This window comes from Paraburkholderia graminis (assembly GCF_003330785.1).
In the GTDB taxonomy this organism is placed as follows: domain Bacteria; phylum Pseudomonadota; class Gammaproteobacteria; order Burkholderiales; family Burkholderiaceae; genus Paraburkholderia; species Paraburkholderia graminis.
On record NZ_CP024934.1, the window covers coordinates 3,686,953 to 3,700,099 of the forward strand.

The 13,147-nt window shown below is 59.6% G+C and carries 18 protein-coding genes; all 18 read right to left on the minus strand.

Features of this window, described 5'->3' with window-relative positions:
- Position 1: 1 nt before the first annotated feature.
- Positions 2 to 310 carry a 50S ribosomal protein L24 gene (gene rplX, locus CUJ91_RS16570; RefSeq protein WP_006052213.1) on the minus strand — a complete coding sequence of 103 codons (309 nt, stop codon included), beginning with the start codon at positions 308 to 310 and terminating at the stop codon, positions 2 to 4.
- 9 nt (positions 311 to 319) lie between these two features.
- Positions 320 to 688 (minus strand): 50S ribosomal protein L14, encoded by a 369-nt coding sequence (rplN, locus tag CUJ91_RS16575; RefSeq protein ID WP_006052212.1) that lies wholly within the window; start codon positions 686 to 688, stop codon positions 320 to 322.
- Between the two features lie 289 nt (positions 689 to 977).
- Positions 978 to 1,250 carry a 30S ribosomal protein S17 gene (gene rpsQ / locus CUJ91_RS16580; protein ID WP_007180129.1) on the minus strand — a complete coding sequence of 91 codons (273 nt, stop codon included), beginning with the start codon at positions 1,248 to 1,250 and terminating at the stop codon, positions 978 to 980.
- A complete protein-coding gene (gene rpmC, locus CUJ91_RS16585; protein ID WP_007180130.1) occupies positions 1,247 to 1,441 on the minus strand; it encodes a 50S ribosomal protein L29 in 195 nt (64 codons plus the stop codon). The genes rpsQ and rpmC overlap by 4 nt, the downstream gene beginning before the upstream one ends.
- 10 nt (positions 1,442 to 1,451) lie before the next feature.
- Positions 1,452 to 1,868 carry a 50S ribosomal protein L16 gene (gene rplP / locus CUJ91_RS16590; protein WP_013340739.1) on the minus strand — a complete coding sequence of 139 codons (417 nt, stop codon included), beginning with the start codon at positions 1,866 to 1,868 and terminating at the stop codon, positions 1,452 to 1,454.
- 2 nt (positions 1,869 to 1,870) lie between these two features.
- Positions 1,871 to 2,677: a 30S ribosomal protein S3 gene (gene rpsC / locus CUJ91_RS16595; RefSeq protein ID WP_012434570.1), complete on the minus strand. Its 807-nt coding sequence runs from the start codon at positions 2,675 to 2,677 to the stop codon at positions 1,871 to 1,873.
- Between the two features lie 11 nt (positions 2,678 to 2,688).
- Positions 2,689 to 3,021, minus strand: a complete 333-nt coding sequence (rplV, locus tag CUJ91_RS16600; protein ID WP_007180133.1) for a 50S ribosomal protein L22 — start codon at positions 3,019 to 3,021, stop codon at positions 2,689 to 2,691.
- A gap of 7 nt (positions 3,022 to 3,028) precedes the next feature.
- Positions 3,029 to 3,304 carry a 30S ribosomal protein S19 gene (gene rpsS, locus CUJ91_RS16605; protein ID WP_004199273.1) on the minus strand — a complete coding sequence of 92 codons (276 nt, stop codon included), beginning with the start codon at positions 3,302 to 3,304 and terminating at the stop codon, positions 3,029 to 3,031.
- Between the two features lie 10 nt (positions 3,305 to 3,314).
- Entirely contained in the window at positions 3,315 to 4,142 is an 828-nt protein-coding gene (gene rplB, locus CUJ91_RS16610; RefSeq protein ID WP_029971246.1) for a 50S ribosomal protein L2, read from the minus strand.
- A 2-nt stretch (positions 4,143 to 4,144) separates the two neighbouring features.
- A complete protein-coding gene (gene rplW, locus CUJ91_RS16615) occupies positions 4,145 to 4,459 on the minus strand; it encodes a 50S ribosomal protein L23 (protein ID WP_007180135.1) in 315 nt (104 codons plus the stop codon).
- The gene (gene rplD, locus CUJ91_RS16620) at positions 4,456 to 5,076 is read right to left on the minus strand and encodes a 50S ribosomal protein L4 (protein ID WP_007180136.1); all 621 of its coding nucleotides are present in this window, start codon (positions 5,074 to 5,076) and stop codon (positions 4,456 to 4,458) included. Before rplD ends, rplW begins: the two co-directional genes overlap by 4 nt.
- Complete coding sequence (rplC, locus tag CUJ91_RS16625) at positions 5,076 to 5,735, minus strand: 50S ribosomal protein L3 (RefSeq protein ID WP_029971245.1); 660 nt, start codon at positions 5,733 to 5,735, stop codon at positions 5,076 to 5,078. Before rplC ends, rplD begins: the two co-directional genes overlap by 1 nt.
- 201 nt (positions 5,736 to 5,936) lie before the next feature.
- Positions 5,937 to 6,248 carry a 30S ribosomal protein S10 gene (rpsJ, locus tag CUJ91_RS16630; protein WP_006998489.1) on the minus strand — a complete coding sequence of 104 codons (312 nt, stop codon included), beginning with the start codon at positions 6,246 to 6,248 and terminating at the stop codon, positions 5,937 to 5,939.
- A 144-nt stretch (positions 6,249 to 6,392) separates the two neighbouring features.
- Positions 6,393 to 7,583, minus strand: coding sequence for an elongation factor Tu (gene tuf / locus CUJ91_RS16635; protein ID WP_012434572.1), 1,191 nt, complete (start codon positions 7,581 to 7,583; stop codon positions 6,393 to 6,395).
- 47 nt (positions 7,584 to 7,630) lie between these two features.
- Positions 7,631 to 9,733 carry an elongation factor G gene (gene fusA, locus CUJ91_RS16640; RefSeq protein ID WP_029972182.1) on the minus strand — a complete coding sequence of 701 codons (2,103 nt, stop codon included), beginning with the start codon at positions 9,731 to 9,733 and terminating at the stop codon, positions 7,631 to 7,633.
- A 133-nt stretch (positions 9,734 to 9,866) separates the two neighbouring features.
- Complete coding sequence (gene rpsG / locus CUJ91_RS16645) at positions 9,867 to 10,337, minus strand: 30S ribosomal protein S7 (RefSeq protein ID WP_006053291.1); 471 nt, start codon at positions 10,335 to 10,337, stop codon at positions 9,867 to 9,869.
- 181 nt (positions 10,338 to 10,518) lie between these two features.
- Positions 10,519 to 10,899 carry a 30S ribosomal protein S12 gene (gene rpsL / locus CUJ91_RS16650; protein ID WP_006053290.1) on the minus strand — a complete coding sequence of 127 codons (381 nt, stop codon included), beginning with the start codon at positions 10,897 to 10,899 and terminating at the stop codon, positions 10,519 to 10,521.
- Positions 10,900 to 11,121: 222 nt separating this feature from the next.
- Positions 11,122 to 12,969 (minus strand): DNA helicase RecQ, encoded by a 1,848-nt coding sequence (gene recQ / locus CUJ91_RS16655; RefSeq protein ID WP_029972181.1) that lies wholly within the window; start codon positions 12,967 to 12,969, stop codon positions 11,122 to 11,124.
- Positions 12,970 to 13,147: the final 178 nt, after the last annotated feature.

A 13,147-nucleotide genomic window follows, 5' to 3' on the forward strand; every position in this document is an offset into this window, starting at 1 on the left:
GTCAGGCGCTCAGCTCGGCACCGGTCGTCTTAAGGAAACGAACTTTCTTGTCCCCTTCGACCTTGATGCCTACACGCGACGCCTTGCCATTCGCGTCGACCAATGCGACGTTCGAAATTTGCAGCGGCATCGTCTTGGCTTCCACACCACCCGTCGTACCCTTCATCGGGTTCGGCTTGACGTGTTTCTTGACGAGGTTGATACCCTCGACAATGACCTTGCCTTCGCCAACGGACAGCACGACGCCGCGCTTGCCTTTGTCTTTGCCGGTGATGACGATAACTTCGTCACCTTTGCGAATCTTGTTCATCGCGACTCCTTACAGCACTTCAGGTGCCAACGAAACGATCTTCATGAATCGTTCGCTACGCAACTCGCGCGTGACAGGCCCGAAAATACGGGTGCCAATAGGTTCGAGCTTGGCATTCAACAGCACTGCAGCATTGCCGTCGAACTTGATCAGCGAGCCGTCCTGACGGCGCACGCCCTTGGCGGTGCGAACCACCACGGCGTTATAAATTTCGCCTTTCTTCACGCGCCCGCGCGGCGTTGCTTCTTTGACGGTCACCTTGATGATGTCGCCAATGCTGGCATAACGACGCTTCGAGCCGCCGAGCACCTTGATGCACATGACTTCACGCGCACCCGTGTTGTCGGCCACTTCAAGCCGAGTTTCGGTCTGGATCATGGTTTATCTTTCCCAACTTAATCCGGTCACACCACCATGGCGTACCCGGTCAGTCTTGGTCCCGTCAGCCAATCGGCTGCTTGGGTTAGAACAGCAGCGACGGCAAACGAAACCCGCCATCGCAATCCGGTGAATCCTTCGGGACAGACTGGCGCCTGAACCGCTTCCCCCACCAACTTCGCCCGCGACGGGGCTCCCATAAAGAGGGAAGACCGAGATTATAACAAATAATCTCGGTCTTGCAAGCGAAATCTACTGCGATTTCAACTACTTCTGCAGCTATGCGGCGTCAAATGACGCGAGCAGCCTCGACCAGGCGAGCCACAACCCAAGCCTTCGTCTTCGAAATCGGACGAGTTTCCTGGATTTCAACGAGGTCACCCTCGTTGTACGTGTTCGCGTCGTCGTGCGCGTGGTACTTCTTCGAGCGCACAACGTACTTGCCGTAGATCGGGTGCTTCACGCGGTGCTCAACCAGCACGGTGACCGTCTTGTCCATCTTGTTGCTGACGACCTTGCCGACCAGCGTCCGCTTGAGCGAGGTTTTTACGCTATCGTTCATTTCTGGTTCGCCTTCTCAGTCAGGACGGTCCGCACACGTGCGATGTCGCGACGAACCTTCTTCAGCTGGCTCGTGTTCGTAAGCTGCTGGGTCGCGAGTTGCATGCGCAGGCCGAATTGCGCCTTCAACAGGTCCGACAGCTCCTTGTTGAGCGCGGCCTGATCTTTCTGGTGAAGTTCGGAAGCCTTCATCATTTGCTCCTTAGGCGCCGAGCTGACGCACGATAAACGTCGTCTTCAGCGGCAGCTTAGCTGCAGCCAGACGGAACGCTTCGCGTGCCAGCTCTTCGGTTACGCCGTCCATTTCGTACAGCATCTTGCCCGGTTGAATCTCTGCGACGTAGTACTCAGGGTTACCTTTACCGTTACCCATACGTACTTCAGCCGGCTTGTGCGAGATCGGCTTGTCCGGGAAGATGCGGATCCAGATGCGGCCACCACGCTTGATGTGACGCGTCATTGCACGACGTGCCGCTTCAATCTGGCGCGCGGTCAGACGACCACGACCGATAGCCTTCAGGCCGAACTCACCGAACGACACCGCGTTACCGCGGGTAGCGACACCGGTGTTACGACCCTTCTGCTCTTTGCGATACTTTCTGCGTTTCGGTTGCAGCATCGTTATTCTCCAGTCTTCCCGTCGCCGCCGGCACCGCCAGCACGACGAGGAGCGCCACGGCGTGCACCTGCCGGGCCACCACCTTCACCATCGCGACGCGGACGGCGATCGCCACCCGGACGTGCGTTGCGGCGCGGACGCTTTTCTTCGGCGACTTCTTCAACCACCGGTGCGTCGTTGCGGCCGAGCGTGTCGCCCTTGTAGACCCACACCTTCACGCCGATGATGCCGTACGTCGTCTTCGCTTCCGAAGTTGCGTAGTCGATATCAGCACGCAGCGTATGAAGCGGCACCCGACCTTCGCGATACCATTCCGTACGAGCGATTTCGATACCGTTCAGACGGCCAGCGCTCATGATCTTGATGCCTTGGGCACCCAGACGCATCGCGTTTTGCATCGCACGCTTCATCGCGCGGCGGAACATAATCCGGCGCTCGAGCTGTTGCGTGATCGAATCCGCGATCAGTTGCGCGTCGGTTTCCGGCTTGCGAATTTCTTCGATGTTGACGTGAACCGGAACGCCCATGCGCTTTTGCAGCTCGGACTTCAGCAGTTCAATGTCTTCACCCTTCTTACCGATCACGACACCCGGACGCGAGCTGAAAATCGTGATGCGTGCGTTCTTTGCAGGACGCTCGATCACCACGCGACCGACGGACGCGTTCTTCAGCTTCTTCTTCAGGTATTCACGAACACCGATGTCTTCCTGCAACATCGCCGCGAAATTGTTGTTGTTCGCGTACCAACGCGACGCCCAATTGCGGCTGACGGCCAAACGGAAGCCAGTCGGATGAATTTTCTGTCCCATCGTATGACCCCTTAATTCCCGACCGTCACAGTGATGTGACAGGATTGCTTCTCGATGCGGTTACCGCGGCCTTTAGCGCGCGCGGTGAAACGCTTGAGCGACGCAGCCTTGTCGATGTAGATGCTCGTGATCTTGAGCTCATCGATATCGGCGCCTTCGTTATGCTCCGCATTCGCGATCGCCGACAGCACGACCTTTTTCACGATTCCCGCAGCCTTCTTCGGCGAGAACGTCAGAACGTTCAGCGCCTTGTCGACCGGCAAACCGCGGATCTGGTCAGCCACAAGGCGCGTTTTCTGCGCCGAGATGCGGGCACCGCGATGAATTGCTTTCACTTCCATCATGAGCCCCTTATTTCTTAGCCTTCTTGTCGGCTGCATGACCCTTGAACGTACGGGTCAGTGCGAACTCGCCAAGCTTGTGGCCGACCATGTTTTCCGAGATGTACACCGGAACGTGTTGACGGCCGTTGTGAACGGCGATCGTCAGACCGATGAAATCCGGGAGGATCGTCGAGCGACGCGACCAGGTTTTGATCGGCTTCTTATCCCGCGAAGCTGCTGCCGCCTCAACTTTCTTCAGCAAATGGGCGTCGCAGAACGGACCTTTTTTTACAGAACGTGCCATTGCCTACTCCTTAACGCTTGTGACGGCGCTGGACGATCATGCTCGTCGTGCGCTTGTTGCTGCGGGTGCGATAACCCTTAGCAGGCGTGCCCCACGGGCTCACCGGATCGCGACCTGCAGCCGTCTTGCCTTCACCACCACCGTGCGGGTGATCGACCGGGTTCATTGCAACGCCGCGCACCGTCGGGCGGATACCGCGCCAGCGGTTCGCGCCAGCCTTGCCGATTTGACGGAGGCTATGCTCTTCGTTGCCAACTTCACCAATCGTCGCGCGGCACTCAACGTGAACGCGGCGGATTTCACCCGAGCGCAGGCGGACCTGTGCGTAGATGCCTTCACGAGCCAGCAGCATCGCCGACGTACCAGCCGAACGCGCCATTTGCGCGCCCTTGCCCGGCAGCATTTCGATGCAGTGGATCGTCGTACCGACCGGAATGTTACGGATCGGCAGCGTGTTGCCTGCGCGGATCGGCGCTTCCGAACCCGACATCAGTTGCTGGCCGACGGTGACACCCTTCGGAGCGATGATGTAACGGCGCTCGCCGTCTGCGTACAGAACCAGCGCGATGTTCGCGCTACGGTTCGGATCGTACTCAAGACGTTCGACCTTTGCCGGAATGCCATCCTTCGTGCGACGGAAGTCGACGACACGATAGTGATGCTTATGGCCGCCACCCTTATGACGCGTGGTGATGTGACCATTGTTGTTACGGCCGGCGGTCGAGGATTGCGCGTCGAGCAGCGGTGCGAACGGCTTGCCCTTGTACAGATCCTTGTTGACCACCTTGACCATCGCGCGGCGGCCCGGCGAAGTCGGCTTAACTTTAACGATTGCCATGATTACTTGGCCTCCGCTTCAAAGTTGATTTCCTGGCCGGGCTTCAGGCAGACGTACGCCTTCTTCACGTCTTTGCGCTTGCCCATGAAACGGCCAAAGCGCTTGGCTTTGCCCTTCGAGACCAGCACGTTGACGGAATTGACTTCCACCTTGAACAGCAGCTCGACTGCAGCTTTCACTTCCTGCTTCGTGGCATCGGGCGCGACTTCGAACACGACTTGCTCGTTCTTGTCGGCCACCAGCGTCGCCTTTTCGGAGATCACCGGCGCGAGCAGGACCTGCATCAAACGATGATCGTTTTTGCGAATCTCGCTCATGACAGCAACTCCTCGATCTGGGCGACCGCAGCCTTCGTGATCAGGATCTTCTTGAAGTAGATCAGCGACAGCGGGTCGGCGTAACGCGGCTCGACAACCGCCACGTGGGCGAGGTTGCGCGACGCGAGGTACAGGTTTTCGTCAACCGTGTCGGTAATCACCAGCACGGAGTCGAGACCCATCGCCTTGAATTTTTCGGCCAGCAGCTTCGTCTTCGGCGCTTCGAGCGTCAGCTCGTCGACCACCGAGATACGGCCTTCGCGGGCCAGCTGCGAGAAGATCGAGCAGAGACCTGCGCGATGCATCTTCTTGTTGACCTTGTGCGAAAAGTTTTCTTCCGGCGAATTCGGGAAGATCCGGCCACCGCCGCGCCACAACGGGCTCGACGACATACCGGCACGGGCCCGGCCCGTACCCTTCTGGCGCCACGGCTTCTTGGTCGTGTGCTTGACTTGCTCACGGTCCTTCTGCGCGCGGTTGCCGCTACGGGCATTCGCTTGATACGCCACCACGACCTGGTGAATCAGGGCTTCGTTGTAATCGCGGCCGAACACGACGTCCGACGCGCTAACGCCTGCACCTTCCTGACCATTGGCATTCAGGAGCTTAAGTTCCATTATTTCGCTCCTTTCACGGCACGCGTCTTCACGGCCGGCGTAACGAATACCTTGCCACCCTTCGCACCCGGAACGGCGCCCTTGACCAGCAACAGGTTGCGGTCAGCGTCGATACGAGCGATTTCGAGGTTTTGCACCGTTACCGTGTCGTCACCCATGTGACCGGTCATGCGCTTACCCGGGAAAACACGACCCGGATCCTGCGCCATACCGATCGAACCCGGCACGTTGTGCGAGCGCGAGTTACCGTGCGATGCACGGCCGGATGCGAAGTTGTAACGCTTGATGGTACCGGCGTAGCCCTTACCGATCGACACGCCTTGCACGTCGACCTTCTGGCCCACTTCGAACAGGTCAGGACCGACCACGGCGCCGTTCGACAACTCGGCAGCCTTAGCGGCATCGATCTGGAATTCTTTGAGGATTTCACCGGCTTGAACACCGGCTTTGGCGAGATGACCGGCCAACGGCTTCGTCACACGCGATGCACGGCGCGTACCGAATGCAACCTGCACGGCCGTGTAGCCGTCGGTTTCAACAGTCTTGATCTGCGTCACGCGGTTGTCGGACACGTCCAGCACGGTAACGGGAATCGAATCCCCTTCTGCCGTGAAGATACGGGTCATGCCAACCTTGCGACCTACGAGTCCAAGGCTCATCGTTTTCTCCATTCCCGACTGCGATTGGTCGGGGCTAATTTACAAAATGCCGGTGCCGTTTCGGGCGTGAATTCACGCTGCAGCACACCGACTTTTTTGCGCCAATGCGCGAAAAGCCTTGCATTATAGCGAGGCTTTTCGTTTTCCGCAAGCAATCAAAGACTTAGCGTTACCCGGCGTGCCGGGTGCGGCCCAAGGGCCTTATTGCAGCTTGATTTCGACGTCCACGCCAGCCGGCAGGTCCAGCTTCATCAGTGCGTCGACGGTCTTGTCCGTCGGATCGACGATGTCCATCAGGCGTTGGTGCGTACGGATTTCGAGCTGATCGCGCGACGTCTTGTTGACGTGCGGCGAACGCAGGATGTCGAAGCGTTGAATACGGGTCGGCAGCGGCACCGGACCACGAACGATTGCGCCAGTCCGCTTCGCGGTGTCGACGATCTCAGCAGCCGATTGATCGATCAGGCGATAGTCGAAAGCCTTCAGGCGAATGCGGATTTTCTGGTTCTGCATGACAATTCCTTGGAAAAGAGCGAGGCGGTATTGCACCGCCAGACGATAAAAGAGCGTAGAGCCGGATGCCCGCCGGAAGCGGGCGCCCGGCTCCGGGCACCACTTACTGCAAAAGCTTTACTGCCAAAACGTCAATCCGCGATTTTACTCGAGAATCTTGGCAACGACACCTGCGCCAACGGTACGGCCACCTTCACGGATGGCGAAGCGCAGACCTTCTTCCATCGCGATCGGGTTGATCAGCTTCACCGTGATCGACACGTTGTCGCCCGGCATGACCATTTCCTTGTCCTTCGGCAGCTCGATCGAGCCCGTCACGTCCGTCGTACGGAAGTAGAACTGCGGACGGTAGTTGTTGAAGAACGGCGTGTGACGGCCGCCTTCGTCCTTGCTCAGCACGTACACTTCAGCCGTGAAGTGCGTGTGCGGGTTGATCGAACCCGGCTTGGCCAGCACCTGGCCACGCTCCACGTCTTCGCGCTTCGTGCCGCGCAGCAGGATACCGACGTTGTCGCCTGCCTGACCCTGGTCGAGCAGCTTGCGGAACATTTCCACGCCCGTGCAGGTCGTCTTCACCGTCGGCTTGATACCGACGATTTCGATTTCCTCGCCGACCTTCACGACGCCGCGCTCAACGCGACCCGTGACCACCGTGCCGCGACCCGAGATCGAGAACACGTCTTCCACCGGCATCAGGAACGCGCCGTCCACTGCGCGCTCCGGCGTCGGGATGTACGTGTCCAGCGCGTCGGCCAGGTTCATGATCGCCACTTCGCCCAGCTCGCCCTTGTCGCCTTCCAGCGCCAGCTTGGCCGAACCCTTGATGATCGGCGTGTCGTCGCCCGGGAAGTCGTACTTCGACAGAAGCTCGCGCACTTCCATCTCGACCAGCTCCAGCAGCTCGGCGTCGTCCACCATGTCGCACTTGTTCAGGAACACGATGATGTACGGCACGCCAACCTGACGCGCCAGCAGGATGTGCTCACGCGTTTGCGGCATCGGGCCGTCAGCGGCCGAGCACACCAGGATCGCGCCGTCCATCTGCGCCGCGCCCGTGATCATGTTCTTCACATAGTCAGCGTGGCCCGGGCAGTCGACGTGTGCGTAGTGGCGGTTAGCCGTTTCGTACTCGACGTGTGCCGTGTTGATCGTGATGCCACGTGCCTTTTCTTCCGGCGCCGCGTCGATCTGGTCGTATGCCTTCGCTTCGCCGCCGAACTTCTGCGTCAGAACCGTCGTGATCGCTGCCGTCAGCGTGGTCTTGCCGTGGTCAACGTGACCGATCGTGCCGACGTTCACGTGCGGCTTGGTCCGTTCGAATTTACCTTTAGCCATGTTTCTCTTCTTTCAAAAAGTTAATCGTTGAATGACTTGCCGCGCGATTACTTCGACTTGGCGTTGATGATCGCTTCCGACACATTACGCGGTGCTTCAGCGTAGTGCTTGAACTCCATCGTGTACGTTGCACGACCCTGGGTCAGCGAACGCAGCGACGTCGAGTAGCCGAACATTTCCGACAGCGGAACTTCTGCGCGGACGATCTTGCCGCCGCCAACCATGTCGTCCATGCCCTGCACGATGCCGCGACGACCCGACAGGTCGCCCATCACGTTGCCCATGTAATCTTCAGGCGTTTCGACTTCAACAGCCATCATCGGTTCGAGGATGACCGGTTGAGCCTTGCGCATTGCTTCCTTGAACGCCATCGAACCGGCCATGCGGAATGCATTTTCGTTCGAGTCGACGTCGTGGTACGAACCGAACGTCAGGTGAACCTTCACGTCAACGACCGGGAAGCCCGCCAGCACGCCAGCCTTCAGCGTTTCCTGGATACCCTTGTCGACTGCCGGGATGTATTCACGCGGAATCACACCGCCCTTGATCTCGTCCAGGAACTCGTAGCCCTTGCCTTGCTCGTTCGGCTCGAGCGTGATGACCGCGTGACCGTACTGGCCGCGACCACCCGACTGCTTGACGAACTTGCCGTCAACGTCTTCCGCCTTGCCGCGAATCGTTTCGCGGTACGCAACCTGCGGCTTGCCGACAGTTGCTTCCACGCCGAATTCGCGCTTCATACGGTCAACCAGAATTTCGAGGTGGAGCTCGCCCATGCCCGAAATAATGGTTTGGCCCGATTCTTCGTCCGTTTGGACGCGGAACGACGGATCTTCCTGAGCCAGACGGTTCAGTGCCAGACCCATCTTTTCCTGGTCAGGCTTCGTCTTCGGCTCAACAGCCTGCGAGATCACCGGTTCCGGGAAAATCATGCGCTCGAGGACGATTGGGTGTTGCGGATCGCACAGCGTGTCGCCCGTCGTCGCTTCCTTCAGGCCGACCGCCGCGGCGATGTCGCCCGCGCGCACTTCCTTGATTTCTTCGCGCTGGTTCGCGTGCATCTGCAGAATACGGCCGAGACGTTCCTTCTTGTCCTTGGTCGCGTTCAGCACCGTGTCGCCCGAATTGACGACGCCCGAGTACACACGGAAGAAGATCAGCTGGCCGACGAACGGGTCGGTCATGATCTTGAATGCCAGCGACGAGAACTTTTCGTCGTCGGCAGCACGGCGCTCACCCTTCTCGCCGTTTTCCAGTTCGCCCGTAACCGGCGGAATGTCGATCGGCGACGGCAGGAAGTCCAGAACCGCGTCCAGCATACGCTGCACGCCCTTGTTCTTGAACGCGGTGCCGCACAGCATCGGCTGGATTTCGCAAGCGATCGTACGGTCGCGCAGACCCTTGATGATTTCCGCTTCGGAGAGCTCGCCCTCTTCCAGGTACTTGTTCATCAATTCTTCGCTCGACTCAGCGGCCGCTTCGATCATCTTCTCGCGCCATTCGTTGCACGAATCGAGGAGTTCAGCCGGGATTTCTTCGTACGAGAACTTGGTGCCCTGGGACGCGTCGTCCCAAATGATCGCCTTCATCTTCATCAGGTCGACGACGCCCGTGAAGTTTTCTTCCGCGCCGATAGGCACCACGACCGGAACCGGGTTTGCCTTCAGACGCAGCTTCAGTTGGTCGTAAACCTTGAAGAAGTTCGCGCCGGTACGGTCCATCTTGTTGATGAACGCGAGACGGGGAACCTTGTACTTGTTAGCCTGACGCCAGACCGTTTCCGATTGCGGCTGCACGCCGCCCACAGCGCAGTACACCATGCACGCGCCGTCGAGCACGCGCATGGAGCGCTCGACTTCAATCGTGAAGTCGACGTGACCCGGGGTGTCGATGATGTTGATGCGGTGCTCAGCGCGGTCGCCGGCCATGCCCTTCCAGAACGCCGTCGTAGCAGCCGACGTGATCGTGATGCCGCGTTCCTGCTCCTGCTCCATCCAGTCCATGGTCGCAGCGCCGTCGTGAACTTCACCAATCTTGTGGTTCACGCCGGTATAGAACAGGATGCGCTCGGTCGTCGTCGTTTTGCCGGCGTCGATGTGAGCGCTAATACCGATGTTACGGTAGCGCTCGATAGGTGTCTTGCGAGCCACTTTGATCCTCTATTGGGATAACGCGATGCGAGAAAAATACCCATCGCGCTGTAACACAAACGGGCGAGGCGCTTTGTAAGCGCACCCGCCCGGAATTTCTTTCCGTTGTTTCTGCTAACCCGATGCGGGAAGCTTAGAAACGGAAATGCGAGAACGCCTTGTTGGCTTCTGCCATCCGGTGAACTTCGTCGCGCTTCTTCATTGCGCCGCCACGGCCTTCGGCCGCTTCGGAGAGTTCACCTGCCAGACGCAGGGCCATCGACTTCTCGCTGCGCTTCTTCGCGGCTTCACGCAGCCAACGCATCGCCAATGCCATACGACGCGACGGACGCACTTCGACCGGAACCTGATAGTTCGCACCACCAACGCGGCGGCTCTTCACTTCGACCACCGGCTTGACGTTGTTGAGCGCTACCGTGAACACTTCCAGCGGGTCCTTGCCACCCTTGGTCTGGATCTGTTCGAAAGCGCCGTACACGATGCGCTCGGCAACAGACTTCTTGCCGGACAGCATCAGCACGTTCATGAACTTAGCTACATCTACGTTACCGAACTTCGGATCCGGCAACACTTCCCGCTTGGGGACTTCGCGACGACGCGGCATGTTTCTTCCTTTAACTTTTCAGTTGGAGCTACTTTTAGCCCCGCGGCCACCAACTAACCCGATTCATCTCTTACGACTTACCAGCCTGGTCGGGTGACCACTTACTCGACAGCACCGGCGATTCCGGCACCACCGCTATTACCGCCTTTGCAGGCGACCTTAACTGCTGCTGACCGGCGAATTACTTGCCGGCCTTGGCACGCTTCGCACCGTACTTCGAGCGAGCCTGCTTACGATCCTTGACGCCCTGGGTATCCAGCGAGCCGCGAACCATGTGGTAACGCACACCCGGCAAGTCCTTCACACGGCCGCCGCGAATCAGCACGACCGAGTGTTCCTGCAGGTTGTGGCCTTCACCACCGATGTACGAAATAACTTCGAAACCGTTCGTGAGGCGCACCTTCGCGACCTTACGAAGTGCCGAGTTCGGCTTCTTAGGCGTCGTGGTGTACACACGGGTGCACACGCCGCGACGCTGGGGGCAGTCCTGCAAGGCCGGGCTCTTGCTCTTCGTCGTTTCCGACGTGCGGCCTTTGCGAACCAGTTGATTGATGGTTGGCATTGTCTATTCCTGAAATTGAACAAAATCGACGCATCTGTTTTCGGGCAAAGCGAAAACGACTGCGCATCGAACTTCCGGCTGCGACCGCGAGCGCGTGAACAGAGTCCGCGCGCAAGCATCCCAAGAACCGGAACCTAGCATAATATTCCGAAAATACTAAGCGAGTCAACAGGTTGCAATGTTTCGCAGACCTGTGGACCTGTTGCGGCGACCGCGGACGGCTTAGTCCGCGGCGACGACTTCGAGCAGTTCGTCCCCGAAACGGTCGAGCTTGCGCGCGCCCATGCCTGGAATGCCTCGCAAGTCCTCGATCGAGTCTGGGCCGTTGCGCGCGATCTCCGCGAGTGTCGCGTCGTGGAAAATCACGTAGGCGGGCACGCCGTCGCTCTTCGCGGTTTCCGTGCGCCAGGTGCGCAAACGCTCCCAGCGCGCCCGCTCGCGCGGCCCCATTCCGATGGTCGGGTCCGCCCGCTCGCTGGTTCGTCCGGACGACTGACGCGTGCGCGTCGGCTTCACATAGCGGCGCATCGTCACGTTCTGTTCGCCTTTCAGAACGGGCTTGCTCGCCTCGGTCAGGACAAGCGAGCCGAAGCCCTCATGGTCGACCGTCAGATAGCCGAACGCCACGAGCTGTCGAAACACCGCGCGCCACTCCGGCTCGCCGAGCGCCGCGCCAATGCCGAACGTGGTCAGCTTCTCATGACCGCGCTGAACGATTTTTTCGCTCCGGTTGCCGCGCAGAATATCTATCAGATGGCCGGCGCCGAAGTGAAAACCGCTCGCCCGCTGCGCCCGGAACACGCACGACAGCGCCATTTGCGCCTCGCGCGTCGCGTCCCATGTGGCGGGCGGCTCGAGGCAGTTGTCGCAGTTACCGCAAGGCTTGCTCGATTCGCCGAAGTACGCCAGAAGCCGCACGCGCCGGCAGGTCGCAGCCTCGCACAGGCCGAGCAGCGCATCGAGCTTGCCGGTCTGGACGCGCTTATGCGCGTCGTCGGCGTCCGATTCGTCGATCATCTTGCGCTGCTGCACGACGTCGCCGAGGCCGTAGGCCATCCACGCATTGGCCGGCATGCCGTCGCGGCCCGCGCGGCCGGTTTCCTGGTAATACCCTTCGACGCTCTTCGGCAAATCGAGGTGAGCGACGAACCGCACGTCCGGCTTGTCGATGCCCATACCGAACGCGATCGTCGCGCACATCACAATGCCTTCCTCGCGCTGGAACATTTCCTGATGCTTCTGGCGCGTTTCGAATTCCATGCCGGCGTGATACGGCAGCGCGCGCATGCCCTTTTCCTTGAGCCACTCGGCCGTCTCTTCGACCTTGCGCCGCGACAGACAATAGACGACGCCAGCGTCGGTCGTGCCGTCGGCTCGCGTGTGTTCCGCGCGGATAAAGTCGAGCAACTGCGTGCGCGCGTTGTCTTTTTCGACGATCCGATAACGAATGTTCGGCCGATCGAAGCTCGAGACGAAAATGCGAGCGTCGTCGAGCGCGAGACGATGAATGATTTCGTCGCGCGTGATGGCGTCCGCGGTCGCCGTCAGCGCAATGCGCGGTACGTTCGGGAAACGCTCGTGCAGCACGGAAAGCTGAATGTATTCCGGCCGGAAGTCGTGCCCCCATTGCGACACGCAATGCGCTTCGTCGATCGCGAAAAGTCCGATGCGCGTGCGTTCCAGCAGTTCCTGGAATCGCGGCGTCATCAGGCGCTCGGGCGCCACGTAAAGCAAGTCGATCTCGCCGTCGCGCAGCGCGCGTTCGGTAGCCATCGCCTCGGCGCTGGAGAGCGTCGAGTTCAGGTACGCCGCGCGCACACCGACTTCGGTGAGCGCAGCCACCTGGTCCTGCATCAGCGCGATCAGTGGCGACACCACGATGCCCGTGCCGAAGCCGCCTTCGCGGCGCACCAGCGACGGAATCTGATAGCACAGCGATTTGCCGCCGCCCGTTGGCATCAGCACGAGACAGTCACCGCCGCCGGCGACGTGCTCGACAATTTCGCCTTGCTGTCCTCTGAACGCGGGGTAACCAAAAACTTCGTTGAGGATTTCGAGCGGACGGGACATGAATTTGAGAGAGGCGGCGTAAAGCGGTGACACGAATTTTACCAACGCATTCGTGCTGCGCCCGCGCTTTGCGACAACGTTAGCCATCCGGGCTAGGAATCGGCGACGTCGCGCGGCAAAAAGGCGCATAAAAAAAGCCGCTCAGTCGAAACTGAGCGGCTTCGCTGGCTAGAGCCCA

Coding starts and splice junctions, on each gene's coding strand:
- rplX (WP_006052213.1), bottom strand. CDS start 310: ATGAACAAGATTCGCAAAGGTGACGAAGTTATCGTCATCACCGGCAAA.
- rplN (WP_006052212.1), bottom strand. CDS start 688: ATGATCCAGACCGAAACTCGGCTTGAAGTGGCCGACAACACGGGTGCG.
- rpsQ (WP_007180129.1), bottom strand. CDS start 1,250: ATGAACGATAGCGTAAAAACCTCGCTCAAGCGGACGCTGGTCGGCAAG.
- rpmC (WP_007180130.1), bottom strand. CDS start 1,441: ATGAAGGCTTCCGAACTTCACCAGAAAGATCAGGCCGCGCTCAACAAG.
- rplP (WP_013340739.1), bottom strand. CDS start 1,868: ATGCTGCAACCGAAACGCAGAAAGTATCGCAAAGAGCAGAAGGGTCGT.
- rpsC (WP_012434570.1), bottom strand. CDS start 2,677: ATGGGACAGAAAATTCATCCGACTGGCTTCCGTTTGGCCGTCAGCCGC.
- rplV (WP_007180133.1), bottom strand. CDS start 3,021: ATGATGGAAGTGAAAGCAATTCATCGCGGTGCCCGCATCTCGGCGCAG.
- rpsS (WP_004199273.1), bottom strand. CDS start 3,304: ATGGCACGTTCTGTAAAAAAAGGTCCGTTCTGCGACGCCCATTTGCTG.
- rplB (WP_029971246.1), bottom strand. CDS start 4,142: ATGGCAATCGTTAAAGTTAAGCCGACTTCGCCGGGCCGCCGCGCGATG.
- rplW (WP_007180135.1), bottom strand. CDS start 4,459: ATGAGCGAGATTCGCAAAAACGATCATCGTTTGATGCAGGTCCTGCTC.
- rplD (WP_007180136.1), bottom strand. CDS start 5,076: ATGGAACTTAAGCTCCTGAATGCCAATGGTCAGGAAGGTGCAGGCGTT.
- rplC (WP_029971245.1), bottom strand. CDS start 5,735: ATGAGCCTTGGACTCGTAGGTCGCAAGGTTGGCATGACCCGTATCTTC.
- rpsJ (WP_006998489.1), bottom strand. CDS start 6,248: ATGCAGAACCAGAAAATCCGCATTCGCCTGAAGGCTTTCGACTATCGC.
- tuf (WP_012434572.1), bottom strand. CDS start 7,583: ATGGCTAAAGGTAAATTCGAACGGACCAAGCCGCACGTGAACGTCGGC.
- rpsG (WP_006053291.1), bottom strand. CDS start 10,337: ATGCCGCGTCGTCGCGAAGTCCCCAAGCGGGAAGTGTTGCCGGATCCG.
- rpsL (WP_006053290.1), bottom strand. CDS start 10,899: ATGCCAACCATCAATCAACTGGTTCGCAAAGGCCGCACGTCGGAAACG.
- recQ (WP_029972181.1), bottom strand. CDS start 12,969: ATGTCCCGTCCGCTCGAAATCCTCAACGAAGTTTTTGGTTACCCCGCG.